The 24,125-nt window shown below is 68.3% G+C and carries 19 protein-coding genes; 5 read left to right on the top strand and 14 right to left on the bottom strand.

The window, feature by feature from the left end:
* Positions 1 to 28 precede the first annotated feature (28 nt).
* A complete protein-coding gene (locus tag KYX17_RS07395; protein ID WP_243226335.1) occupies positions 29 to 313 on the bottom strand; it encodes a putative quinol monooxygenase in 285 nt (94 codons plus the stop codon).
* A gap of 86 nt (positions 314 to 399) precedes the next feature.
* On the opposite strand from KYX17_RS07395, the gene KYX17_RS07390 reads away from it, so the two are divergent.
* The 3 genes from KYX17_RS07390 (at position 400) to KYX17_RS07380 (ending at position 2,938) form a co-directional block, all read left to right on the top strand.
* Complete coding sequence (locus KYX17_RS07390) at positions 400 to 801, top strand: DoxX family protein (protein WP_243226334.1); 402 nt, start codon at positions 400 to 402, stop codon at positions 799 to 801.
* An 82-nt stretch (positions 802 to 883) separates the two neighbouring features.
* Entirely contained in the window at positions 884 to 1,447 is a 564-nt protein-coding gene (locus KYX17_RS07385; protein ID WP_243226333.1) for a TetR/AcrR family transcriptional regulator, read from the top strand.
* A gap of 84 nt (positions 1,448 to 1,531) precedes the next feature.
* Positions 1,532 to 2,938, top strand: a complete 1,407-nt coding sequence (locus KYX17_RS07380; protein ID WP_243226331.1) for an MFS transporter — start codon at positions 1,532 to 1,534, stop codon at positions 2,936 to 2,938.
* A 114-nt stretch (positions 2,939 to 3,052) separates the two neighbouring features.
* Here KYX17_RS07380 and helR read toward each other — a convergent pair whose 3' ends face one another.
* From helR to KYX17_RS07315, 13 genes are all read right to left on the bottom strand, one after another.
* Entirely contained in the window at positions 3,053 to 5,275 is a 2,223-nt protein-coding gene (helR, locus tag KYX17_RS07375; protein ID WP_243226330.1) for an RNA polymerase recycling motor ATPase HelR, read from the bottom strand.
* Positions 5,276 to 5,454: 179 nt separating this feature from the next.
* Positions 5,455 to 5,628 carry a TetR family transcriptional regulator C-terminal domain-containing protein gene (locus tag KYX17_RS07370; RefSeq protein WP_243226329.1) on the bottom strand — a complete coding sequence of 58 codons (174 nt, stop codon included), beginning with the start codon at positions 5,626 to 5,628 and terminating at the stop codon, positions 5,455 to 5,457.
* Between the two features lie 183 nt (positions 5,629 to 5,811).
* Positions 5,812 to 6,414, bottom strand: coding sequence for an SUMF1/EgtB/PvdO family nonheme iron enzyme (locus KYX17_RS07365; RefSeq protein ID WP_308220871.1), 603 nt, complete (start codon positions 6,412 to 6,414; stop codon positions 5,812 to 5,814).
* 770 nt (positions 6,415 to 7,184) lie between these two features.
* The gene (locus tag KYX17_RS07360; protein WP_243226328.1) at positions 7,185 to 8,462 is read right to left on the bottom strand and encodes a cellulase family glycosylhydrolase; all 1,278 of its coding nucleotides are present in this window, start codon (positions 8,460 to 8,462) and stop codon (positions 7,185 to 7,187) included.
* A gap of 226 nt (positions 8,463 to 8,688) precedes the next feature.
* The gene (locus tag KYX17_RS07355) at positions 8,689 to 9,696 is read right to left on the bottom strand and encodes a LacI family DNA-binding transcriptional regulator (protein WP_243226327.1); all 1,008 of its coding nucleotides are present in this window, start codon (positions 9,694 to 9,696) and stop codon (positions 8,689 to 8,691) included.
* Positions 9,697 to 9,775: 79 nt separating this feature from the next.
* Positions 9,776 to 10,939 carry a mannose-6-phosphate isomerase, class I gene (gene manA / locus KYX17_RS07350; protein WP_243226326.1) on the bottom strand — a complete coding sequence of 388 codons (1,164 nt, stop codon included), beginning with the start codon at positions 10,937 to 10,939 and terminating at the stop codon, positions 9,776 to 9,778.
* Positions 10,940 to 11,022: 83 nt separating this feature from the next.
* Positions 11,023 to 13,062 carry a cellulase family glycosylhydrolase gene (locus KYX17_RS07345; RefSeq protein WP_243226325.1) on the bottom strand — a complete coding sequence of 680 codons (2,040 nt, stop codon included), beginning with the start codon at positions 13,060 to 13,062 and terminating at the stop codon, positions 11,023 to 11,025.
* Positions 13,063 to 13,088: 26 nt separating this feature from the next.
* Positions 13,089 to 14,018 carry a BadF/BadG/BcrA/BcrD ATPase family protein gene (locus KYX17_RS07340; protein ID WP_243226324.1) on the bottom strand — a complete coding sequence of 310 codons (930 nt, stop codon included), beginning with the start codon at positions 14,016 to 14,018 and terminating at the stop codon, positions 13,089 to 13,091.
* Positions 14,015 to 14,938: a 1,4-beta-xylanase gene (locus KYX17_RS07335; RefSeq protein WP_243227270.1), complete on the bottom strand. Its 924-nt coding sequence runs from the start codon at positions 14,936 to 14,938 to the stop codon at positions 14,015 to 14,017. The genes KYX17_RS07340 and KYX17_RS07335 overlap by 4 nt, the downstream gene beginning before the upstream one ends.
* A 35-nt stretch (positions 14,939 to 14,973) precedes the next feature.
* Entirely contained in the window at positions 14,974 to 17,436 is a 2,463-nt protein-coding gene (locus KYX17_RS07330; RefSeq protein ID WP_243226323.1) for a glycoside hydrolase family 2 protein, read from the bottom strand.
* Positions 17,433 to 18,251, bottom strand: a complete 819-nt coding sequence (locus KYX17_RS07325) for a carbohydrate ABC transporter permease (RefSeq protein ID WP_243226321.1) — start codon at positions 18,249 to 18,251, stop codon at positions 17,433 to 17,435. Before KYX17_RS07325 ends, KYX17_RS07330 begins: the two co-directional genes overlap by 4 nt.
* Positions 18,248 to 19,225 carry a carbohydrate ABC transporter permease gene (locus KYX17_RS07320; RefSeq protein ID WP_243226319.1) on the bottom strand — a complete coding sequence of 326 codons (978 nt, stop codon included), beginning with the start codon at positions 19,223 to 19,225 and terminating at the stop codon, positions 18,248 to 18,250. The genes KYX17_RS07325 and KYX17_RS07320 overlap by 4 nt, the downstream gene beginning before the upstream one ends.
* Before the next feature lie 76 nt (positions 19,226 to 19,301).
* Positions 19,302 to 20,621 carry an ABC transporter substrate-binding protein gene (locus tag KYX17_RS07315; protein ID WP_243226318.1) on the bottom strand — a complete coding sequence of 440 codons (1,320 nt, stop codon included), beginning with the start codon at positions 20,619 to 20,621 and terminating at the stop codon, positions 19,302 to 19,304.
* 279 nt (positions 20,622 to 20,900) lie between these two features.
* On the opposite strand from KYX17_RS07315, the gene KYX17_RS07310 reads away from it, so the two are divergent.
* Both KYX17_RS07310 and KYX17_RS07305 read left to right on the top strand, forming a co-directional pair.
* Positions 20,901 to 21,917 (top strand): LacI family DNA-binding transcriptional regulator, encoded by a 1,017-nt coding sequence (locus KYX17_RS07310; protein WP_243226317.1) that lies wholly within the window; start codon positions 20,901 to 20,903, stop codon positions 21,915 to 21,917.
* Positions 21,914 to 24,055 carry an alpha-galactosidase gene (locus KYX17_RS07305; RefSeq protein WP_243226316.1) on the top strand — a complete coding sequence of 714 codons (2,142 nt, stop codon included), beginning with the start codon at positions 21,914 to 21,916 and terminating at the stop codon, positions 24,053 to 24,055. Before KYX17_RS07310 ends, KYX17_RS07305 begins: the two co-directional genes overlap by 4 nt.
* The last annotated feature ends 70 nt before the right edge of the window (positions 24,056 to 24,125 follow it).

The raw sequence follows: 24,125 nt of genomic DNA, 5'->3' as shown, positions 1-24,125 counted from the left end.
CCCTGCTCCCTCGCTTCGGCGAACTGCGTCAGTCGGCGAGCTCGACGATCGTGTAGTTCCGCTCGATCCCCGCGGTTGCGGTACCCCATTCGCTCGCCGCGACGCGCTCCTGGTGGGCGCGAAACGCCTCCGCCGTGGCGAACAGCTCCGCCACATCCCACACCAGCGGGTCGGCCGTCGGTGTCACGTCGAACCGGGTGCAACCGGCCTCCGCCCGCGTGAGCTCGATGTGGCGTGGCAGGTGCGTCGCGACGATGGCTGCCTGCTCGTCATTCGTGCAGATCAGGGTTCCGGTCAGCTGGATGCGGGGCATTCGTCCATTGTGCTTGCGGGAAGGGATGGCGACGCGTCAACGTCTTACGAGTTTCGATCCCGCGCGAGCAGCCGCACAATGGCCTGGTGACACGTCGCGCGAAGAAGCCCGCAGCCACCATCCCGTGGATCGTGATGATCCCGTTCGCGGCGTCAGGCGTGATCCACCTCGTGCGACCGAGTGTCTTCACGCCGATCATTCCTCGCGCGCTTCGACGGTGGGACAAGGCTCTGGTGATCGTCTCGGGCGTCGCCGAACTGGCGTGCGCGGTCGGTCTGGTCGTGCCGGCGACGCGCGTGGCCGCGGGCCGCGCGAGCGCGGTGCTGCTCGCGGCCATCTGGCCCGCGAATGCGCAGATGAGCATCGACCTCGGGCGCCGTGCCGCTCGCCGGCGCACCCTGAAGGCGTGGGCCGCGTTCGCCGTGTCGCTGGTGCGGCTGCCGCTTCAGGTCACGTTGATCCAACGGGCGCTCGGTCGCTCGCGCTGAGCGACCTCTGCGCCGAACCACTTTTGCGCCGAACGACCGGAGTGTTTGACCAATCACTCATAGTGAGTGTACAGTCACTCGCATGACACCTCGCGGCTCCATCCTCTCGACTGCAGACACCCGACGGCCCGCAGTGGCGGCCGCAGCACTGCGCGAGTTCGCCCGCGGCGGGTATCACGGCACCACGGTCGCCGACGTCGCTCGCGAGGCCAAGATCTCACCCGCGTACGTGTTCAAGCTCTTCCCGCGCAAGGAAGCGCTGTTCGCCGCGGCGGTCGAATCATGCTTCGACGCAGTGGTCCAAGCACTAGACGAGGGGACGACCGACATCGACTCGACCGATCCGCTCGTCATCCTCGACCGGATGGGCGCCGCGTACGCCGCACTCATCAGCGACCGCGCGCTTCTCATGCTCCAAGTACACGCGCAGTCCGTCGCGGGCATCCCGGAGATCGGAGAGGCCCTGCGCGCCGGCCTGGCGCGCGTCACGGAGTTCGCCAAGGAGCGCTCCGTCGGCAGCGATGAGGACGTCCAGCGCTTCATGGCGTACGGTCAGCTCTGCCACCTCATCGTGACCGCAGGAATCGCGGACTCCTCCGCGAGCTGGGCCCAGCTCCTCTCCCACGGAATCCGCCACCCCGACTGACCCTCGCCACCACGCCCACCCATCATCGATGCACGTCCGCACTGGTGAGTGAACAATCACTCTCACCCAACCGAAGGAGCCACCATGTCCACCCTCGCCGCCCCGACCCGCCGCAGCACCCGCCGATGGCTCGCGCTCAGCATCCTGGCGCTCGCCCAGTTCCTGGTCGTCCTCGACGCCTCCATCGTCAACATCGCACTTCCCGTCCTCGGCGCGCAGCTGGGCATGGACACCGCGGCGCTCGCCTGGGTCATCACCGCGTACGTTCTCGCCTTCGGCGGGCTGCTCCTGCTGGGCGGTCGCCTCGCCGACCGATACGGTCACCGCCGCATCTTCCTCGTCGGCACTGCCGGCTTCGTCGCCACCTCCGCCCTCGCCGGATTGTCGTTCACCAGCGAGATGCTGCTCGCCGCCCGCGCGTTGCAGGGCGCCTCGGCCGCACTGCTCGCCCCCGCCGCCCTGGCGCTGCTGACGCACCTCTTCCCCGACTCGGGCGACCGTACCAAGGCGCTCGGAGTGTGGGGTGGCGTCGCCGGCATCGGGTCCGCGGCAGGCGTGCTGCTCGGCGGCGTTCTCACCGCGACCCTCGGCTGGCAGTCGGTGTTCTTCGTCAACGTGCCGATCGGCGCGATCGTCCTCATCGCCATCCCGCTGCTCATCACTCCCGACGTCGCCACGGAGCGGGGAAAGCTCGACATCCCCGGCTCCGCCACCATCACCGGCGCGCTCGTCGCCGCCGTCGGTGCGCTCAGCGCGATCGAGCAGGTCGGCTTCATCCACCCGCTGACCCTCGGTTTGGCTGCTGCGGCGATCATCCTGGGAGCCGCGTTCGTGATCATCGAGCGCCGCACAGCCGCGCCCCTCGTTCCCCTCGAGGTGTTCCACCACCGCAACCTGACGGTCGGCAACATCGTCATGCTGCTGATCGGTGCCGCGATGGTGGCGCTGTTCTTCGCCCTCTCGGTCTACATGCAGGCGGTGCTCGGCTACGACGCCCTCGCCACCGGGCTCACCCAGCTGCCGCTGGCGGGTGCGCTGGTGATCGTCGCCGGTGTCGTCCCGGCGGTGATCCCGCGGATCGGCGCGAGGACGACGCTCATCAGCTCCCTCGTCATCCTCGCGGCAGGCCTCGTCTGGCTGTCCTTCGCACCCGCCGACGCGCAGTTCCTGGTCCACATCCTGGCGCCCAGCATCGTCATCGGTATCGGCATGGGCGGAGCGTTCGTCACCACCACGCAACTCTCCGTGGACGGCGTCGAGGGTGGCGAGTCCGGCCTCGCCGGCGGTCTGGTGAACACCAGCCAGCAGATCGGCGGCGCGCTCGGTCTGGCGGTTCTCGGAACCGTCGCGGCGCTTCGCACCGACGAGCTGCTGGCGTCGGGAGCGCCCGCCCCCGACGCCACGACCGGCGGCTTCTCCTGGCTGTTCCTCGGATCGGCCGTCGTAGCACTGGTCGCAGCGCTCGCGACGGGCTTCGCCCGTAAGAACTGAGCCAACGGCCGGCGTGGGCGCGACGACGCCCACGCCGGCCTCCGTGGAGCGTGGCGGGTACCCACGGGATGCGCCCTCAGATCACGCGCCAGAGCTTGCTGACGGGGTGAGGGGTCACCCCGTCAGGACGACGAGCCTCTGCGTCGCACGGGTCATGGCGACGTAGCGATCGACAGTGCCCGTGAGGCCCGCTCCCCATCGGTCGGGGTCCATGAGCACGACCAGGTCGAACTCGAGCCCCTTCGTGCTCACCGGGTCGAGCGCCAGCACGCGCTCGCGCCGCGGGAAGGACGCCGCCCCGACGACCACCGCCGTGCCGTCGCTGTTCTCCTGCTCCCACGCGGCCACGATGTCGGCAAGCTCGTCGCGATGCCCATAGCGCACCGGGATACCGCTCGGGCGAATCGATGTCGGCACGTTCGCGTCGGGCAGCACGCTGCGGATGACGGTGGCCGCGGCATCCATGACCTCCTCCGGTGTGCGGTAGTTGACCGTGAGCGTCGCCACCGTGGCGCGGCCGACCCCGACACGGGTGAGCCTGTCGGCCCACGACTCGGTGAACCCGTGGCGCGCCTGGGCGCGGTCGCCGACGATCGTGAGGCTCCCGGACGGGCATCGCCGCAGCAGCATGCGCCACTGGGCGTCGGTGAGTTCCTGCGCTTCGTCTACGATCACGTGTGCGAAAGGCCCGGCGTACGGGTCGAGATCGGATGCGGCGGTCTCGGTCAGCGTGAGGCGAAGATCCTGGCCCCGCAACATCGACATGATGCGAAGATCTCCGTCGTCCGCGGCGATGAGGTCGGTGACGACATCCGACATCATCCGCTTCTCGGCTGCGGCCTCACGTCGCGCGCGCCGAGTCCCCATCTCGACCCGAGGGTCGCCGACGAGAAGACGGGCTGTGTCGAGGAGCGGGAGGTCGACATCCGTCCAGGCCCGCTCACCCCCGGGCGCGAGCGATCCGGCGCAGGCCGCGGTCAGGAGGTCGATGTCGTCGTCGCTCAGCCACGGGGCACAGCGGCGCAGCATGCTCGATGACCCCAAGAGCCCACGCACCAGCGCATCGGGGTCGAGAAGCGGCCACGCCCGGTCGAACATGTCACGCAGATCGGCGTCGTTCTCGAGGGCGTCGCGCACCGACTCGTCGTCGTCCCAGCCGTCCCCGAACGCGTCGAAGCTGTCCTGCTCCGCCCACGGGTCGCGGCCCTCCTCTCCGTCATCCTCGATGCGTTCCTCCAACAGCGCGAGGAGCCGCTCCCACGCGCGCGAACGAAGCGCGTTGTGAGACGTCACGTCGGCCTCTGCGAAGACATCTGCCCAGTCGGCAGGCGAGATCGGCACGGTCCCCCACGCGGTGTCGACATACTGCGCGCGTGTGGGTGCCCGCTGCCACAGCCGCACGGCGGCTTCCACCGCGTCGACCATGCGCCCGTCACCCTTCAGCCGGCGCACTGCCGAATCGGGCTCCACCAGCGCATCACCCTGAAGGCGAACGAGGTCGTCGACGGCACATACGAGAGCGCCGTCTTCGCCGAGGCTGGGCAGCACATCGTCCACATAGTCGACGTAAGGCCGGTGCGGCCCCACGAACAGCAGTCCCCCGCTTCCATGCTGCAGACGCGCGTCCGCATAGAGGAGGTACGCTGCGCGGTGGAGCGCGACGACGGTCTTGCCGGTCCCGGGGCCGCCGTCGACGACGAGGGCACCGTGGGAACTCGAACGGATGATGTCGTCCTGGTCCGATTGGATCGTCGCGAGGACATCGCGCATCTTCGGCGCGCGTGCGGCGCCGAGGCTTGCGATGAACGCCGACTGGTCATCGAGCGCGGCCGAGTGGTCGACGCCGTCAGGCGCGTACACCTCGTCCCAGTAGTCCACGATGCGCCCGTTGCGCCATCTGTATCGACGTCGATTCGCCAACCCCATCGGATCGGCACCGCTCGCCGCGAAGAAGGGCGCCGATGCCGGCGCCCTCCAATCCATCAACAGAGGTTCCTCACCGGCCGCCGAGAGCCCGAACCGGCCGATGTATCTGACCGAGCCGTCCGCACCCACCATCCGCCCGATGCACGCGTCGAGTCCGAACCGCTGCAGGACCCGCACGCGCGCTGACAGGGCACGGATCTCAAGGTCGCGCTCGAGAGCGCGATGACCAGACGCCGCCGGCTCACGGCGAAGCGCCTCGAGGCGCGTGCTCGCGCGGTCGACTTCACCGGTGAGCGCCGCAGCAATAGCCGCGAACCGGGCTCTGTCGCCGGCGATCAGCGCCGGATCGGCTTTGGCCCGCAGCCTCTCGGGCAGGTCGAAGACATCGTCGGTGGTGATCCGCTGGGGCATCGCACTCCTCGCTGCGGCCCTGGTGATTCAGGACGCGACCTGCGATTTTGCCCCACGAGGGGGGTCTTGCCGCAAGCCACCCACCTCGCGCGATAATGGAAAGGGAAGAAGGGTCCTCCGGCAGAGCGACATCTTCGCTTCATCGGCACCGGCTAAACGCCGTCGATTCCTCGCCACCCCTACCCGAGGTCGCGCAGGATGCCGTCGAGCAGCCCGATCTGAAGCTCCGCCGGATAGGCGGACGGGTCGAGCACCGCCTGAACCGTCAGTCCGAGCACGAACGAGTGCAGCGTCTGGGTGGCGCGGTCCACCCGGCCCTCGTCGCGCTCGCTTTCGGAGAGGAACTCGGCCACGCAGATTCACGCTCATATCGCTCAGACCACCCTCCACAGACTCGTTCCACGGCGCGGGGAAATGTCCCAGGATCGCGACCCGGATGCCGATGGGAATGCACCAAATGGCGTTCTTGGGTCACCGCGGTGGTTCAGCAGGCGACGGGCCCTCGCGTGGCGGGTCTGTACTGGAGTAGCGAGTTCTTACAGTCGACGAGGGGTCCACCCGGGCGGCATCGCCCCGCTGATCGCACTTCGCTCCGTGTCGGCTGCGGCAGACCAGCCCTGGGCGGGGTCGCTCGATGCAATGCCTCCGAACGCCACGCGAAAGCCAAGGTCGGGATGGTTCATGTCGGGGGCGCCGCCGCGTCGCGTCGAAGCGCGCGCGCTCCACGCTTCGTCGTCGAAGCCACCGCCTCTGAACACGCGGTAAGCGCCGTATCTAGCCGGGTCCAGGTAGTCCCAGCACCACTCCCAAACGTTTCCGAGCATGTCATAGAGACCGAAAGGGTTAGCCGCCTTCAGCCGCACGGGCTGTGGGGAGTCGACACCGTCTTGCGACGTCCACGCAGCCACGTCCAGCGATGCGTACTGTGGAGTGGTCGTGCCAGCTCGACAGGCGTACTCCCACTCGGCCTCCGTGGGCAGTCGATACCCCCACGCTGAGGTTCGCCAGCCGACCTCTTCACCGTCGATGTCGTAGACCGGCGACAGCCTGTCCCGCTCCGATGCGGCGTTGCAGAAGCGAACGGCGTCAAGCCAGCTCACCGACGCAACCGGCCTCTGTCCTTGGCCCGGGCGCCCCATGACCGTCGCGTACTCGGTCTCGGTGACCGGCGAGATGCCGAGCGAGAACGGTTCTAGCTGCACTGACCACCGGCGCCCTCGCCGCGCATCATGCAGCTGAACGGCACCCGGAGCCAACGCCCTGAGTTCTATCAGCCCCACCACGCCAGTCTCGCACCCCGCGACATCGCGCAGGATCCCGCGCACCCCCGCCCGTCTCCCCACCAGGAGCTGACGGCCCGAGCCAGGTCGGGGCAGAGGACTGCGTGTACGTGGCAGACATGCCAAAAGTGAGCATCGGTGCCGCTAGTCACACCGCGGCGAGCACCTTGTGGGTCGCCGTCGCATCACTTGCCGTCGCCATTGGCACCATGCTCGTTGCTGAGGTTGGACCAACGAGCTTCCTCGGGTGGCTTCTGCCTTGACGTCGGAAGTTACGACGTCGCATCAGATCTACGGGTCAGGTGCGAAGCTCCCCCGTAACGCGACGACTGCCGGCGTACTGACGACGCGACTACGAGGAGTCCAGACGGGGCTTCATTCGTGTAGGTTCCCGGTGAAGATGGAGGAGGATGCGGGGATTCCACACGGCTTGATCTCTCCGGGTTTGCCCGTCTGGTCGTTGGTCTCGGAAGCGCGCCGGCGCCGACAAGGGAGCACGTCGCTAGGCAAGAAGGCTCCTTTCCCCCGAAGGGCTGAGGATTCGCCTGCCAGACGACGAACTCAGCCTTCATCGGGGCGCATGACGATAACGGACCGGCCGCCCCCAAGAGCAGCGGCCGGTCCGTTTATCAGCGGTCAGCCGCCGAGCCGCGCACGACGCACGAGCGGGACTGCTCCCAGCCCCAGTCGTCGCCGTCGGGGTCGCTCGACGCGCTCGCGCAGTACGGGTAGCCGTTCGGCGCAGTCGACGGCTGCGTGCCAGTGTCTGCGGCTGAGCCGTGCACCACACACGAGCGGGACTGCTCCCAGCCCCAGCCGTCGCCGTCGGGGTCGCTCGACGCACTCACACAGTACGGGAACCCGTTCGGCGCCGTACCGGGCTCGGTGCCCGGGTCCGAGCCGGGATCGGTGCCCGGCTCGGTGCCAGGATCGCCGCTGTAGACGGTCGCGACCTGCGGACTACGAGCCTTCAGGCCGTCCGCCCCGTTGATGAAGCGCTGACCCCACGCGGTGAGGGAGGAAGCGTTGAAGCCGTTGACCATGTCGAGGTACTCGACGCCGCTCCCATTGCCGGACCACGACCACCCCAGCATCCCAATGCCCTGCGAACGGGTGTAACTCATGATCGTCGCTTCATCGGGGTTGCCATCGGAGTGGTTGTCGCCGAACTCGCCAACGATGACCGCGAGCCCGCGACTCGTAAAGGCATCGAGATACGAACGCACCTCCGCCGCCGTGTCGTACACGCCGTACATGTGCACGCTGAAAACGACGTTCGAGTCGGCGGCCGCGACCGACGGAGCGTTGTCTCGCATCGTGTTGGACCAGTCCTGGCCCCAGTTCGGGGCATCGACGACGAGCGTGTGAGTGAAGCCGTCGGCGCGCAGCGCCTGAATGGCGGAGATCGTTGCAGACGTCCAGCCGCTGTACGAGGAGTTGCCGAACGGCTCGTTGCCGATGTTGATCATGACGTACTTCTCTTGCCCGACGACAGCCGATTTGACGCTCTTCCAGTACTGAACGGCCGTCGCGAGCGAGGTGGCGCCACTGTCCTCGCCGTAGCCGGTCGTGTCGTGGTATTCGAGGATGCACACCAACTGGTTCGCCTTGCACTCGGCGATGATGGCGGCGACTTCGGACGCGTTCTCGCTGGTGCCCCAGCGTCCGCCGCTGAGCACGACACGCACGGTGTTGGCACCGGCGGCACGGATCGCCGCCAGCGAGTCGAGTTCGTCGGGATACCACGTGTGGGCATGGTTGATCCCCTGGGGAATGAACCTTGCCCCATTCGCGTCGTAGATCTTGCCGCCGCTCACCGAGAAGCCTGGCGACGCCGCCTGGGCCGCTGCCGGGATGCCGACCAACGCGATGAGCACGCCGATCATCAGGGCGATTACTCGCCTCATTTGGGACTCCTGACTGCGGGCGACTTCGCCCGCGGGTCATGACGGGACCTCGTCGTCGTCTCGGCCGCAGGGCGAGCCGATCCTGGATTCCGCCTGGGGCGCGCAATCCACCGCCGATCACTGAAGCGCTTTAGTGATCTGGCTCAGACGATAGCGAAAGATGCCGCTGACCGAAAGACTCCATCGATTCCGCCGCGGAGTCGTCGCGCCCGGCGTGGTCGGCGATTCAGTCAGCTCGCCGAATGGGCCCCGTCGACCCGCGTGCGATGAGGTGGGGTGTGGAGTCGAGCACAGCTTCCGCCGGCTCGCCGTCGATTGCGGCGAAGAGGCGGCGGCCGACGTTGGCGCCGAAGCCGATCACGTCATGGCTCAACGCCGTGAGCGTGGGGAAGGTGTGTTCGCACAGCACGGAGTCGTCCCATGCGATGATCGACACATCCTCGGGAACGCGCAGGCCGGGCTCATGCGCCACCGTGAGTCCCGCCACAGCCATGATGTCGTTGTCGGTCACGATCGCCGTCGGCGGCTCGGGAGCGATGAGGGCCGAGCGTATGGCGGCAGCCCCCGCTTGCGCTGTGTAGTCGGTGCGCAGGAGGATGGCGTCAAGTCCCAATGTGCCGGTCTCGGCCGCGAAAGCTTCGTCGCGGATCCGGGTGTGGGCAAGACCTTCGGGTCCGGCAACACGTGCGATTCGGCGGTGCCCGAGCGCTGCCAGATAGCGCACAGACTCACGCATTGATGTCGCGTCGTCGGTCCACACGCAGTGGAGGCCGTCCGCAACTGACGGGTCGCCGACCACGACGGCCGGCAGGTCACCTCGGAACATGTCGACGCGGGGGTCGTCATCGACGACATCGGTCAGCAAGACCCCGTCGACGCGACGCGAGTCCCGCCATATCCGCAGGGTCTCGACTGCGGCTTCGTTGGAAGGGACGAGCTGGAGCAGCAGACTGTACGCCCGTCGCGCCAGCTCCTCCTCGAGGCCGGACAAGAACCTCATGTAGAACGACTCGATGCCGAGCGTGCGGGGGTCGCGGGCAAGCACCAGTCCCACTGTTGCCGTCTTGGCCTCGGCAAGCGACCGTGCTGCGCTCGCGGGTGCCCATCCCATCTCGCGCGCGATCCGAAGGATGCGGTCACGAGTCTGGTCGGAGACCCCTTTGCGACCATTGAGAGCGAAGGACACTGCTCCAATGGAGACTCCCGCGCGTTCGGCGATGTCGCTGATCGTCACGCGGTTGCGCACGGTTCGGGAGTTGGGCACATCAGCACCCTAGTCCGCGCCGTAGCCCTCCGGCTTCGCGCGGCTACTCTCAGGACCCGACTGCCGCGGCGTCTGCGAGGAACAGCTCTCCTTCACCCTCGACGTCGAGCGCGGCCGGCCCGGTGACGAACACCGCGTCGCCCCGTTCGACCCTACTCTGCTCTGACCCGACTCGGAGGTCGAAGGCACCGGCGGTGGCGATCGCGATCGCGGGGCTTGCGGTCTGGATCGCGGCGTTGCCGGTGATCGCGTGCAGCCTGAACGGCACATCCGCTCCCGACGTCGTCGATGCCGGTCGGTACACGCGATCGCGAGGACCGGCATCTTCCGGCCGCAGGTATGGGGCGGGACCTCCGGAGAAGTCCAGGACCCGCAGCAGCTCGGGCACATCGACGTGTTTGGGAGTCAGTCCGCCACGCAGCACGTTGTCGCTGGGCCCCATGAGCTCGACGCCGACTCCGCGCAGGTAGGCGTGGATGTTGCCTGCCGGGAGCCACAAGCATTCGCCCGCACGCAGTGTCACGTGGTTGAGCATGAGTGCGACGAGGACTCCCGGGTCATCCGGGTACTGATTCGCGAGCCGCAACAGGTGGGCGAAGCGCTCCGGCAACTGCGACGCGTCATCGACGAATCCCGCCACGAGTCGTTCGACCAGAGAATCCCTGCCCATCAACCACTCGAATGCCGAGCGGATCCCTTCCGGCCCACGAAGGAGCGAGCTCCACCACCGGTACGGGCGTGGATCAGCGGCGAGCCCAGCGAGCGCGTCCAGATCCGTAGCGGCAGACTCGGCGACCCGGAAGCCGCAGAGCGCCTCGAAGCCGTCCTCGAGTGCGACGATCAGCTCGGGCTTGGCGAACGGGTCCCTGTAATTTCGGTGCGGCGCGTCCCTCGGGACGCCGGCGGCCTCTTCACGCGCGAAGCCGGCTGCAGCGTCGGCCGGCGTCGGATGCGCCTGAAGCGAGAGCGCACTGGACGCGGCGAGGATCTTGAGCAGGAACGGCAATCGGTCACCGCTGCGCCGCTCCCAGTCTGCAAGGTCTGCAAAGGGCGCATCGGTCTTCACCTGACTCGGAGACAGTGGGTGGGCACCCAGCCATAGCTCCGCCTCCGGTCGTTCCGTCGCTTCACCGCCGAGCAGGTGTGAGATGCCGCCCGGGATGCCCCACGCGTAGTCTCGCGGTTGGTTGCCGATCGGGACGAGGTGCGTCATGAGTGGCCTTTCGTGGAGAAGTGAAGGGACGGATGCCGGAGCTCGGGCACCCCCCGGCATCCGTCCTGTCTCAGCTCACGGGGTTATTTGACCGTGAGGCGGTCGATGCTGAACTGACCGGCGTTGAAGAAAACGAGCACGTCGTGCACCGACGTCAGGTCTGCCGGCGTGCACCCGAAGGTGTCGAGCGGTGCTGTGACGGTCGTGGCGGTGTTCTCCGGAACGTAGGTCCACGGTGACTGACACCAGGTCCATGCGTCGCCGTAGCGCACTGCGATCGACACGGAGGTGCCGACCGCCGCAGTGGCGATGTCGAACTCGACAGCCGCACGGCTGGAGAGGTCGAGCGTCGGACTGTCGGCCGGCGAGCCGAACCATGCGCCCTTCGAATCCACCTGCAGTGCGGATGCACCGTCCGTCGCGCCCGTCGCGCCGACGCTGAGTTCGCCCGGGTCGCTCTGCCAGTTGGCGGGGGTCCAGCCTTCGAGACCGTCCTCCCACGAGGCGATCACGACCGGGTCGCCCGCGGCCGGACGCACCGTGACCGACAGCGTCGCCGTCGAGGTCGTCACGCCGTTGCCGACCGAGTAGGGGAAGTCCACACGGCCGGTGAATCCGGAATCCGGAACGAAGCGCACCGTGCCGCCCGATACGACCGTCAACGCGCCGCCCGCGACGGTGACCGCTGTCTGTCGCCCCTTCTTCGCGGTATCTAGATCGAGTGTGCTCGCCCGCACCGGCACCGAGAGCGAGACGTCGTTGGCGACGATGTCCAGCTCGGCGGTCTTGTCGCGCTCAATGCCGATCGCGTCGTTGTCGGCGATGGTCTTCAGCAGCGTCTTCGCCCCGCTCAGCGAGAGGGGCGTCAGGTCGGCGTGTGCCGTCATCAGCGAGCATACCGGGCTCGGGCAATAGACCGTGAACCCGTCATAGTCGGCATAGAGCGCGCCACTGTCTTCTTCGGCGGACAGGATCCAGTACAGCGCCCCGTCGACATCGGTGAGACGGATCGTCTGCAACCACTCGTTGTACACGGGCATCCGCGTCGCCTTGTCGATGACTCCGAACTCGCCGAGGTAGACGGGTTTGCCGATCTTCGCAGCAGCCAGCGCGTGCTCGGTGATCCACCCCGTGCCCCACTGAACGGTTGTCTTCCAGTGGTCGGGGTAGAGGTGCATCGACATCATGTCGATGTTCTTGAGCGACGCCAGAGCGACGGTGTCGACGCCGTCCGCGCAGTCCTCGCCGAAGCCCGGACCGTATCCGGACGCCCCGTACTTCTTCGTCAGACTCCACTTGCTCTGGTCACGGCAGAAGAATCCCTCATCGCCGGCAGACAGCAGGTGATTGCGGTCGATCGACTTCACGAACGTGCTCATCTCGTCGGCCCACGTCGTGATCGTCGTCGTGTCGCACGTCCCGTTCGGGTAGACGCCGGCGCTGGTGCAGCGAGGTTCGTTGGCGAGCTCCCACGAGAGGATCGTGGGGTCGTCCTTGTACTTCACTCCGGTGATCGAGTTGGTGCGGTTGAGGAGCGTGGAGACCCAGTTCTTGTACCAGTCGCGAATCGTCGCGTCGGTGTAGAAGTCGGCGTGCTCATCGAGGCCGGCCCAGCGCACGTACTGGTCCATGCCGCCGAACGCGTTCCAGTTGTTGACGAACGGGATGACCAGCTTGAGCCCACGTTCTCCGGCTGCGGCGATCGCGTAGTCGAGCTTCTGCAGACCGTCTGCGCCGGTGTTGACGACGGGCTTTCCCGCCGCCGCATCCCAGGCCTGGTACCAGATGCCCTCGAAGTTCTGGTGTACGGATCCCGATCCGTCCGGGTTCTGGAAGTCCTGGAACCCCCAGGTACGCACGACGTCGAAGCCTGCTTCCGCGGCGTCGTCGAGCACCGCGTCGACCATCGCCTCGGACTTGTACCCGAGGTAGTAGTTGTTGGTTCCGGCGAACTCGTACGTCTTGCCCGCGAGGACGAGCTTGCCGCCCTTCGCCGTGACGAACTCCGCCTTCCTCTGGGATGCGGCGGCCGGTGACGCCGCGCCGATCATGCCGGCCGCGACGGTCGCGGCGGCGAGCACCGCGACGACCTTCCGACCGATCCGAGCTGTTCTCTGTGTCATCGTCGACCCATTTCTGTGTGTCGTGCTCAGCGAGTGGCGACGGATATCAGCGTGCGCAGCGGGTGATCCTCCACGAGGGTGGGCAATGCTGCGACGCCGTCCAGCCCTGTGCCCTGGGCTTGAACGATCTGGACGTCGGGGACGGCTTCGCTGATGAGCTCGTCGAACCGTTCCCGAATCAGTGCGGACGAGAACACGCCCCCGATCGCGCTGACGAGCGGCGCGGGGCCGTCGCCGTCGGCGACGCGTGCGAGCGCAGTGCGCGCCGAGTGCGAGAGCTCGCGCGCCGCGGTGCGGCAGATGCGGGCGGCGATCGCATCCTCCGACGCGAGTCGCGCGACGTGCTCCGCGAACGAGGCGACGACCGACACACGCGCGGGGTCGCCCTGCAGCTCGATGTACGACGTCTCGGGATCGGGCCAGTGCACGCGCAGCATGTCGAGCAGCAGGGTCGGCGCGCCGCGGCCGTCGTAGGCGCGCATCGCGGCGTCGAGGCCTTCGCGACCAATCCAGTACCCGCTCCCGGCGTCGCCCATGATGTTGCCCCACCCGTCGATGCGGGCGGTCGCGGTGCGCCCGACGCCGAGCGTGACGACGCCGGTGCCAGCGGCGACGACGGCGCCGCAGTGGTCGCCGAGCGTGCCGAGGAACGAGGTCACTGAGTCGTGCGCGAGCAGCACCCGGCGCGTGCCGAACTCGGCGAGCAGGTTCAGCAGCGCCCCGGCATCCGCTTCACGCGACGTCAGTCCCGACACGCCCGTCGACACGACGTCGAACGCGTCGCCCGTCTCCTCGGCGACAGCGCGTGCGGCCGACGCGAGCTGTGGCAGCAGCGGCTCGCTCGTGCGCACGCCCGGCAGCACGCGTTCGACGGGGTCCGAGCCGACCCGGTCGATGCGCACCTTCATGCCGGTCTGCCCGGCGTCGATCGACAGCGCCGCGGTGAGTCCGGTCACCGCGCGGCCCCGCTCCATGCCGCGTACTGCTGCGCCATGTACGCACCGGCGGGCTTGCCGTAGGGGCAGTAGTCGTCGTTGGTCGCCGCGTCGGCGGGAGCGTACAGGTCGGCTGGCCAATCCCACAGCATGAGCCCGCGCAGCCAGTCGCGGCCACGGCACGCGTCGAACATCGCCTCGTAGTACCGCAGCTGCTCGGCACCTGAGGGTGCCCCCGCGAGGTTCCAGTCGTTGGGCAGGCGCGAGGATCCTTCGCGGGACGGGCAGCCCGCCTCCATGAAGAAGAACGGCTTGCCGGATGCCGCGACCACCTGCTCGATCCGGTCGAGCTGCTGGTCCCACTGGTCGATCGGGTAGTAGCCGCTCGACGAGATGACGTCGACGGCATCCCACCAGGTGACGTGGTCCTCCTGGTACTTGTCGCAGTTGTAGGTGATCGGGCCCGAGTACACCTCGCGCACTTCGGCGATGAGCTGTCTCCAGTGCTGCTCCTGGCTGTCGGCGCGCACCATCTCGCAGCCAATGCAGAGCATCTCGCACCCCTCGGCCTCGGCGATGCGCGCGGCATGCACGATGAAGCGCGTGTAGGCGGCGAACCACTGCGTCCAGCTCGGCTCGTTCGGCACATCCCAGTCGAAGAACCCGATGAACGCGCGCCACGTGCCGTCGGCGACGTTCACGACGGGCTTGAGGCACACCTTCAGCCCCCGGTCGTGCGCCGCGCGGATCGCCCACACGATCTCGTCGTCGGTCACCGTCGGCTCCTCGTCGAACGGGATCTCGGTCGAGAACGCGGTCGCCTGTAGCGCCGAATACGCGAGCGCGGTCCATGTGACGGCATGCTCGGCCATGCGATCCATGGATGCCGCGGCCGCAGGCGTCGCCCAGGTACCCCGGGTTCCGACCCACCCCCACGTCATGCCGCAGACGGGCTCGGCGAGGAGCTTCGCCGCGGTCACGAGGCGACCAGCTGGTTGCCCGAGCGCAGCACCTCGGGGGCCGCGAAGTCGGCCGCGGCGCTCGCCCCGCGCACCTGGAACGTGTGCGACTCACCGGGAAGCAGGGTTACGAGCGCCGAGTCGACGCGGGCGTTTGCCGCCACCTTGTCGACGAGCAGCGTCAGGTCGCGCACGAGCGCGTCGGCCGTGACCACGACGTCGACGCCGTCGGGCGTCTCGGTCACGGCGACGCGCGTCTGCTGCGCGGGCAGGGCGCTGTCGCGGGGCTCGGCGAAGAACCACACGCCGCGCGCGCCGGCGGCATCGGCGACGATGAGCTCCGCGGCGGCATTCGTCTCGGTCGCGATGTCCGCTGCGAGCAGCACCGTGGCGCTGTCGTGGGGCGCGAGGTCGAACGTCGCCGTCTGGCGGGCGAGCACCGTGCCGTCGAACGCGCGGCGCGTGATCGTGACCTCGTCGCGCCAGGTCTCGACGGTGTCGTTCGAGACGACGACCGACAGGCCCTGTGCGAGCGGCTGCACGACGACGGTGCGCGGCGCGAAGCTGTTCTTCAGCGCGAAGTACAGCGGCTTCTCGCGTGCGTCGCCGTCGATCGCGGCCCACGACGTCACGGGCCAGCAGTCGTTGAGCTGCCACACGACGGCCCCCGACGTGAACGGCGCGTGCGCGCGGAACCAGTCCAGCGCCGCCGAGACGGCGTTCGCCTGGTTGAGCTGCATCGCCCAGTGCCACGTCTCCATGTCTTCGGGGATGCGGTAGTGCTTCACGAGCCCGCGGCTGAGCTTGACGTTGCCGTCGAGCGCCTTCTGGTGCACGATCATGCCGGGCGACTCGGGCGTCAGCGGGCTGTCGCTGACCGACCGGGTGAGGGTCGTCCACGCGGGCGGGCCCTGCCAGCCGAACTCGGCGACGAAGCGCGGCCGGAACGTGCGGTACGTCGTCCAGTCCTCACGGTTCCACTGCTCCCACAGGTGCATGGTTCCGTGCTTCTCGTCGTTCGGGTGCGGCCCGGTCTGCGCCGTGCCGTCCCAGCCCATGCCCGGGCTGAAGGGACTTCCCGGCGCGTACGGCACGTGCGGGGCGAGCTCGGCGACGACCCCCGGCAGCAGGTCGTAGTAGTAGTGCGCGCCCCACGTCTTGCCGTCGAGCAGCTCCTGCCAGCCCCAGTCCTCGTAGCCCCACAGGTTCTCGTTGTTGCCGGTCAGCAGCGCGAGCGACGCGTGGTGCGCGATGCGGGTGACGTTCTCGCGCGCCTCGGCGGCGATCTCGGAGCGCAGCGGCTCCTCCTCGGCGTAGGCGGCGCAGGCAAACAGGAAGTCCTGCCACGTCAGGAGGCCCAGCTCGTCGCACAGGTCGTAGAAGTCGTCGTTCTCGTAGATACCGCCGCCCCACACCCGGATGAGGTTGAGGTTCGCGTCGCGCGCCTGCGTCAGCCGATCGGCGTAGCGGGCGCGGTCGACGCGCACGGGCAGGGCGTCGTCGGGAATCCAGTTGACCCCCTTGACGAAGACCGGGGTGCCGTTGACGACGAGCTGGAACGGCCGCGAGCCGTCCGCGTCGGCATCCGTGTTCCAGGCCAGCTCGCGGAAGCCGACTCGGCGCGCGGCACCGTCGATCCGGGTGCCGTCGGCGGACAGCGTCACCGTCGCGTCGTACAGGGGCTGCGCGCCGTAGCCGACCGGCCACCAGCGCTCGACGGTGTCGAGGTCGACGACGACGGATGCCGCGGTCTCGCCCGCCGCGATCACGGCGACGGCACGGGAACCCGCGACCTCGAGGGCGAGCTCGAGCGCGGTCTGCGCCGCACGCTCGACCTGCACCGTCGCGGTCACGCGGCCGCTGTCACCCTCCGGGGTGGCGACGACGCGCACGTCGGCGAGGCGTGCGAGCGACCACGATTCGAGCGCGACGGCCTTCCACAGGCCGCTCGTGTAGGTCGCGATGCCCCAGTCCCAGCCGAAGTTGCAGGCCGACTTGCGGATCGCCTCATACGGCAGCGGGTAGGGGCGCTGGCGGACGCCGAGCGCGACGGACTGCTCGTTGGCAGCGCGCACGGGGCTGCGGAACGCGACGACGAGGCGGTTCTCGCCCGCCACGAGCAGACTCGTGACGTCGAAGCGGTAGGAGCGGTGCTGGTTGGCGACGTCGGCGAGGTGCACGCCGTTGAGGGTCACCGCGGCGACGGTGTCGATGCCGTCGAAGACCAGGTCGTGGCGCGCGCCGGTCGCGAGCTCCGCCGCGGTCACCGAGAAGGCATCCTCATACGTCCAGTCGACGAGGCCGATCCACGCGAGCGCCGACTCGTTGTCGTCGAGGTACGGGTCGGGGATGAGGCCCGCCGCCAGAAGGTCGGTGTGGATGACGCCGGGAACGACGGCGGGCACAGTGACCTCGCCGAGGGGCGAGGGACCGCCCGCGGCACGGACGCTCCAGCCCTCGTGCAGTGCGCGGCGGATCACTTGACCGCTCCCGCCACGAGGCCCTTGTAGATCCAGCGCTGCAGGAAGACGAACGCGATCACCGTGGGGACGATGACGAGGATCGTCGCGGCCGCGATGAGCTCCCACTGCGCGCCGAAGGGTCCCTTGAACCGGTACAGCGCGGTCGAGATGAGGTTCTCGGACTGCAGATAGAGGGTGGGGAGGTAGAACTCGTTGTAGATGGCGATTCCCTTGATGATGACGACCGTGGCGATCGCGGGCTTGAGCAGGGGCAGGATGACCCTCCAGTAGATCGTCCAGCGGTTCGCGCCGTCGAGCATGGCGGCCTCGTCGAGCGAGACCGGGATCGACTGCATGAACTGGATGAAGATGTAGATCGCGATGATGTCGGTGCCCATGAACAGCAGCACGAGCGCGGCCTTGGTGTTGTACAGGCCCAGTCCCGAGATGATCTGGAACGTCGCGACCTGACTCGTGACGCTCGGGATGAGCGTCGCGATGAGGAACATGCCCATGATGAGCTTCTTACCGCGGAAGTTGAACCGGTCGACGGCGTAGGCGGCCATCGTGCCAATGATGATGGTTCCCGTCAGCGAGATCACGAGGATGATCGTCGTGTTGATGAAGCCCTGCAGCATGTCGCTCTTGACGGCCGCGTCGATGAAGTTCGAGAAGTTGAACCAGTTCGCGGGCGGCTGCAGGGGGCCCGTGTTCGCGTACTCCTCCGTGGTCTTGAAGCTCGCGAAGAGCACGACCGACAGGGGCAGCAGCACGACGATGACGGCGAGGATGAGGGAGCCGTACTTGCCGACTCCAGCGAGTGTCTTTTTCATGTCAGCTCGACCTTCTCGTCGGGGAAGAAGCGGCGTTGCAGCCACGTCACCAGCAGCACGATCACGAGCAGCACGACCGCCATCGCCGAGGCGAGACCCACTTGTCGGAAACCGAACGCGGTCTGCATCGTCTGTATGACGAAGGTGGAGGTGCCGTTGGCACCCGTCGTCATGATGTAGGGCACTTCGAACACCGACAGCGCGCCGGCGATCGCGAGGATGAACGACAGGCCGATGATGCGGCGGATGCCGGGGAAGATGATGAAGCGGAACTGGTCCCACTTGCCGGCGCCATCGAGTTCGGCGGCCTCGTAGAGCTCGGAGGGGATCGACTGGATCGCGCCGAGGAAGAGGACGAAGTTGAGGCCCGTGTAGCGCCAGACGCTCGTCGCGGCGAGCGAGTAGTTGGCGACGGAGGAATCGCCGATCCACTGCGGCGGGTCGGTCATGCCGAACCACGACAGCACGGTGTCGAGGGTGCCGCCGGGCTGGAAGAGGTAGAGGAAGACGAACCCGATCGCGACGCCGTTGATCAGGTACGGGAAGAAGATGATGCCGCGGAAGAAGTTCGAGAACTTCGTCTGGAAGCTCAGCAGCGTCGCGAAGTAGAGCGCGATCGCCATCTGCACGAAGGATCCGACGAAGTAGTACAGGCTCACGCCGAACACCGCGAAGATCTTCGGGTCGGTGAACACCTGGATGTAGTTGTCGAGCCCCACGAAGGTGTCGACGGGACCGAATCCGGTCCACTCGTTGACGCTGTACCAGAGCATGTTCAGTGCCGGTACGTAGGTGAGCAGCACGAGCAGCCCGACCGCGGCGGCGATGAACAGGTAGGGCGTGAGCCGTGCCAGCAGTGACGAACCGGCGGGCCCGTTGCTCTTGCGACGAACCCTCTTGGGCTTGTCGTCGATGACGACGGCGGGCAGGCGTCCCGCGGCACCTGTCGGGCCGGGACCGGCTGTGACGGACATCTTTGTTTCTCCTTGCAACGCGTGGGTCCGAGCGGTGGCGGTCGGGTGTGGCCGCCACCACTCGGGTGAGCCGGTGTCAGCCGGCGAGGTCCTTCACGGCAGCACCCCAGGCGCTGTTCAGGTCGGCGAAGAACGAGTCCTTGTCCCCGTCGGCCTGTCCGCGGGCGACGTCGACGAGCTTCTGGCGGTAGATGTTGCCCCAGATGTCGACCTGCGACTTGTCGGCCGTCTCGGAGAGCAGACCCTCCTCGCCGGCGGGAGCCGGGTTGGCCTCGAGCAGCTCGACGCCGTTGTCCGACAGGGCCGAGAGGTTGCTCGGCAGCTCAGCCGACTTCAGCGCCGAGATCATGCCCTGCGTCTCGGTGAAGCCCGAGTCCTCGATGAGGAAGTCCAGCCACGCGCGCGCGGCGGCCTTGCTCGACGAGTTCTTGTTGATCGCGAGCTTGTAGTCGCCACCGGCGGTCGCGTACTGCTTGCCGTCGACGTTCGAGGGGAATGCCATGAAGCCGATGTTGTCGGGGTCGGCGCCGGCGTCGGTCGCGGCGGCCTGGAACTGCGAGATGGCCCACGAGCCGAGCACCATCGTGGCGATCTTGCCGTTGGCGAAGTCGGCCTTCGACTGCTCCCAGTTGGTCGTCAGCGGGTCGGCCTCGTTCAGACCCTCGTGGACGATGTCGTAGAGCAGCGAGTCGATCGCGTACATGTCGGTGCCCTCGGTCCAGGGCGCCTCGTTGTGCGCCATCTCGATCTGCGCGTCCGCGCTGCCCGTGATCGCGCCGAGGTTGGCCGTCCACTGGCCGCCCAGGGGCCAGCCGTCCTTGTAGTTCGTGTAGTACGGCGTGGCATCCGTCTTCGCCGCGATCTGCTTCAGGTCGGCGATGAACTCGTCCTCCGACGTGGGCAGCTCGGTGATGCCGGCCGCCTCGAAGACGGCCTTGTTGTACAGCACGCCGTTCGCGGTGCCGCCGAGGGCGATGCCGTAGACGTTGCCGTCGTACGACTTCTCCGACACCCAGCGGTAGTCCGCCGAGAGGTCGTCGACGGTGCCGAGCGACTCGAAGAAGTCGGGGAACTGGTCGGCGGGGACCTCGGGGATGAGCAGCACGTCGCCGTATCCGTTCGGCGTGCTCATGCGGGTGCGCACGTCATCGGCGTAGTTCGTGATGGCCTCGACCTTGACGTTGACGTCGGGGTAGGTCTTCTGGAACTCGGCGACGTACGCCGCCCAGGTGCCGTCGGTCTCGAGGTCGGTGCGGTTGGTGAGGAAGGTGATGTCACCCTTCACTTCACCGTCGTCGGACGTGGTGGGCGACGTGCTTCCGGAGCACGACGTGAGTGCCATGGTCGCGGCGGTCGCCAGAGCGGCCAACGCGATGACAGCTTTGCGTGTTGCCATGTGATTACTCCCTTGTATGTGTGGCCCTGTCGCCGGTTCCCTCACCGTTGCGGGGCGATGTCAGCGTAGGACAGACTTCGGCAGATTGTAAAGCGCTTTAGTTATTTCTGTCCGGCAGTGTCCGCTCGTGATCGGTTTGTGATATTCCTTGATACGCAAGGGAACCGAGCCGAACCCACCGCGCACCCCAGCCCGATGTCCCCGGAATGTCCGCCGTGGTCATCGTCGCCCTCGCTAAAGTTTCAGTTCCGGACAGGCACAGCGACAGAGGAGCCGGTGGTGATCCAGCAGAGGGCGACGCTCCACGATGTCGCGCGCCTCGCGGGGGTCAGCGCGAAGACCGTGTCACGCGTCTTCAACCAGCGCGATCTCGTGCACGCCGAGACGGTCGAGCGTGTGCTCACGGCCGCCAAGCGCCTGCGCTTCCGGCCCAACACGCTGGCCCGGGGCCTGCGCCGCGGAGGCGGCACGAACACCATCGGGTTCCTCATCGGCGAGCTGAGCAACCCGTTCTACTACAAGGTCGCCGGCGGCATCGAGCACGAGCTCGCCCGGCACGGCTACCGCTTCATCGTCGCGACGACCGACGACACCCCCGAGGGCGAGGAGCGCGTCGCCGATGCCCTCCTCGCGCAGCGCATCGGGGCCCTCGTCATCATCCCCGTCGCCGACGACCAGTCCTACCTCGAGGGGGAGCGGCAGCTCGGCACACCCGTCGTCGCGATCGACCGACCAGCGCGCAATCTCGTCGCCGACTCCGTCGTGCTCGACAACCGCGGCGGCGTGTACGACGCGACGCGGCGGCTGCTCGCCCGCGGCCATCGGCGCATCGCGTACCTGTGCAACCCGGCCTCCGTCTTCTCGCAGGCAGAGCGAGTCGCTGCGTACCGTCTAGCGATGGCGGAAGCGGGCATCGCCGACACGACGCCGTGGGAGCGCCTGCACGATGACCGCTCCAACAGCGGCGAGCAGACGGTGCGAGAGCTGCTGACGGGGCCCGCGGCGCCGACCGCGATCATCTGCGGCAACAACCGCATGACGATCGGAGCCCTCCGCGCCATGCGCGCGCTCGGCGACGACACGACGGCCCTCGTCGGCTTCGACGACTTCGACACCGCCGACGTCATCGGCGTGACCGTCATCACGTACGACCCGGTCGAGCTCGGCCGCCGCACGGCGCAGGTCGTGTTCGAGCGGATGAGCGACCCGACCGGCTTCACCCGCCAGCTGACGCTGCCGACCTGGGTGGTCGAACGCGGCACCGGCGAGCGCCGTCCGAAGGGAACGACCGCATGACCACCGCATTCGTGCACCTCGACCACGCGGGCATCTCGCTCGTCCTCGATGCCCGCGGCACCGGGCTGCCGCGCGTGCTGCACTGGGGCCATTCGCTCGGCCCCCTCACCGAGCGCGACCTCGACGGCCTCGCCGCCGCGGTGTCGCGGCAGACGCCGCCCGCGACGCTGGATGCCGCGTGGGAGCTGACGATCGTGCCCCTCGAGGGCGACGGGTGGAGCGGTCGCCCCGGCCTGCAGGTCAGCCGCGACGGCGTCGAGCTGTACACCCGCTGGTCGGTGTCGACGATCGATGTGGACGAGGCATCCTGCGAGATCACGGCGACGGATGCCGCGGCCGGCCTCACGTTGCGCTCGCGCTTCGAGATCGGTGCGGGCGGGGTCGTGTGGGTGACGCACCGGCTGCGCAACGACGAGTCCGCGGCCGCACCCGTCGCGGTCGGCTGGCTCGAGGCGACGCTGCCCGTGCCCGACTCGACGACTCATCTCACGACGCTCAGCGGTCGGTGGTCGCGCGAGAAGCACGCCGTCACGACCGAGATCCCGGCCGGCGCGACGACACGCACATCGCGCCGCGGCCGCCCCGGGCACGACGCGCCGACGATCGCGCTGCTGTCCGAAGGGGCGCCGCGCTGGGAGGGTGGGCGGGCGTGGGCCGCGCATCTCGCGTGGTCGGCCGATGCGACCTACCGCGTCGATCGCGTGACGGAGGAGGTCACCCTGCTCGGCGCGGGCGAACTGCTGCGCGCGGGCGAGGTCGTGCTGGCGCCCGGCGACGAGTACGTCGCCCCCGCGACGGCGTTCGTCAGCACGGACGCGGGACTCGACGGCATCGCGGCGGGGTTCCACTCCTGGCTGCGGGCGCGACCCCAGCATCCGCGCACACCGCGTCCCTTCACGCTCAACACGTGGGAGGCCGTCTACTTCGACCATTACCCGGAGCGCCTCGAGCGACTCGCCGAGCGCGCCGCGGCCGTGGGAGTCGAGCGGTTCGTGCTCGACGACGGGTGGTTCCTCGGCCGCCGCGACGACACGACGAGCCTCGGCGACTGGACAATCGACACGGCCGTCTGGCCCGCGGGCCTGCGCCCGCTCGCCGACCGCGTGCACGCGTTGGGGATGCAGTTCGGGCTGTGGTTCGAGCCCGAAATGATCAGCGCCGACTCCGAGCTCGCGCACGCGCATCCGACGTGGTTCCTGCACGACCCGCGGCACCTCGCGCACGACCCCGGGCTGTCGTGGCGCACACAGTACGTGCTCGACCTCGCGAACCCCGACGCGTACGCGCACATCCTGGAGCGCATCTCGAGCCTCGTCGACGAGATCGGCATCGACTACATCAAGTGGGACCACAACCGCGACCTGATCGAATCGGTGCACGACGGACGGCCCGGCACGCACGCGCACACGCATTCCGTGTATCGCCTCATCGGCGAGCTGAAGCGGCGTCACGTGGGGCTCGAGATCGAGTCGTGCTCGAGCGGCGGTGCGCGCACCGATCTCGGGATCCTCGAGGTCACCGACCGTGTGTGGGGCAGCGACTCGAACGACCCCGTCGAGCGGCAGGACATCCAGCGCTGGACGAACCTGCTGCTGCCACCGGAGCTCGTCGGCGCGCACGTCGGACCAACGACGGCGCACAGCTCGGGCCGCACGACCGACCTGTCGTACCGTGCCGCGACGAGCCTCATGGGCTCGGCGGGACTCGAGTGGGACATCATGTCGTGCGACGACGAGGAGACCGCGGCGATCACCCGGTTCGCGACGCTGTACAAGGACCTGCGCCCGCTGCTGCACACCGCCGCCGTGACGCACCCGCCGGTGCGCGACGCGGCCTGGCGCATCACGGCGTACACGGCGCCGGATGCCGTCGAGGCGGTCGTCATCGTCGCGACGGTCGCGGGGCTCGAAGACGCCCGGGCCGAGCGACTGCGCCTGCCCGCGCTCGATCCGGCACGGCGCTACCGCGTCGCGGTGCGCGACGAGATCGGCACGGCGAACGCCGGGTGGATCCTGCCGCCGTGGCTGACCGCGGGCGGGATCGAGCTGCCGGGTTCGGTGCTCGTCGAGGCGGGCATCCAGCTGCCGACTCTGTGGCCCCTGCAGGCGGTCGTGCTGCACCTCACGGCGGTCGACTGATCCGACACCCTCTACGGCGACCACGTCGGTCTGCACGACGAGTTCTCGCGACACCTCGGTCTCGCCCAAG

It is taken from the genome of Microbacterium sp. CIAB417 (genome assembly GCF_022788845.1).
Note: the sequence above shows the minus strand (reverse complement) of the source record. Positions and strands in the feature narration are given on the sequence as shown.

What these genes read in the sequence shown, in the direction of transcription:
- KYX17_RS07395 (WP_243226335.1), bottom strand. Translation starts at nt 313, where the DNA reads ATGCCCCGCATCCAGCTGACCGGAACCCTGATCTGCACGAATGACGAG.
- KYX17_RS07385 (WP_243226333.1), top strand. Translation starts at nt 884, where the DNA reads ATGACACCTCGCGGCTCCATCCTCTCGACTGCAGACACCCGACGGCCC.
- KYX17_RS07380 (WP_243226331.1), top strand. Translation starts at nt 1,532, where the DNA reads ATGTCCACCCTCGCCGCCCCGACCCGCCGCAGCACCCGCCGATGGCTC.
- helR (WP_243226330.1), bottom strand. Translation starts at nt 5,275, where the DNA reads ATGCCCCAGCGGATCACCACCGACGATGTCTTCGACCTGCCCGAGAGG.
- KYX17_RS07365 (WP_308220871.1), bottom strand. Translation starts at nt 6,414, where the DNA reads ATGGGGCGCCCGGGCCAAGGACAGAGGCCGGTTGCGTCGGTGAGCTGG.
- KYX17_RS07360 (WP_243226328.1), bottom strand. Translation starts at nt 8,462, where the DNA reads ATGAGGCGAGTAATCGCCCTGATGATCGGCGTGCTCATCGCGTTGGTC.
- manA (WP_243226326.1), bottom strand. Translation starts at nt 10,939, where the DNA reads ATGACGCACCTCGTCCCGATCGGCAACCAACCGCGAGACTACGCGTGG.
- KYX17_RS07345 (WP_243226325.1), bottom strand. Translation starts at nt 13,062, where the DNA reads ATGACACAGAGAACAGCTCGGATCGGTCGGAAGGTCGTCGCGGTGCTC.
- KYX17_RS07335 (WP_243227270.1), bottom strand. Translation starts at nt 14,938, where the DNA reads ATGACGTGGGGGTGGGTCGGAACCCGGGGTACCTGGGCGACGCCTGCG.
- KYX17_RS07325 (WP_243226321.1), bottom strand. Translation starts at nt 18,251, where the DNA reads ATGAAAAAGACACTCGCTGGAGTCGGCAAGTACGGCTCCCTCATCCTC.
- KYX17_RS07320 (WP_243226319.1), bottom strand. Translation starts at nt 19,225, where the DNA reads ATGTCCGTCACAGCCGGTCCCGGCCCGACAGGTGCCGCGGGACGCCTG.
- KYX17_RS07315 (WP_243226318.1), bottom strand. Translation starts at nt 20,621, where the DNA reads ATGGCAACACGCAAAGCTGTCATCGCGTTGGCCGCTCTGGCGACCGCC.
- KYX17_RS07305 (WP_243226316.1), top strand. Translation starts at nt 21,914, where the DNA reads ATGACCACCGCATTCGTGCACCTCGACCACGCGGGCATCTCGCTCGTC.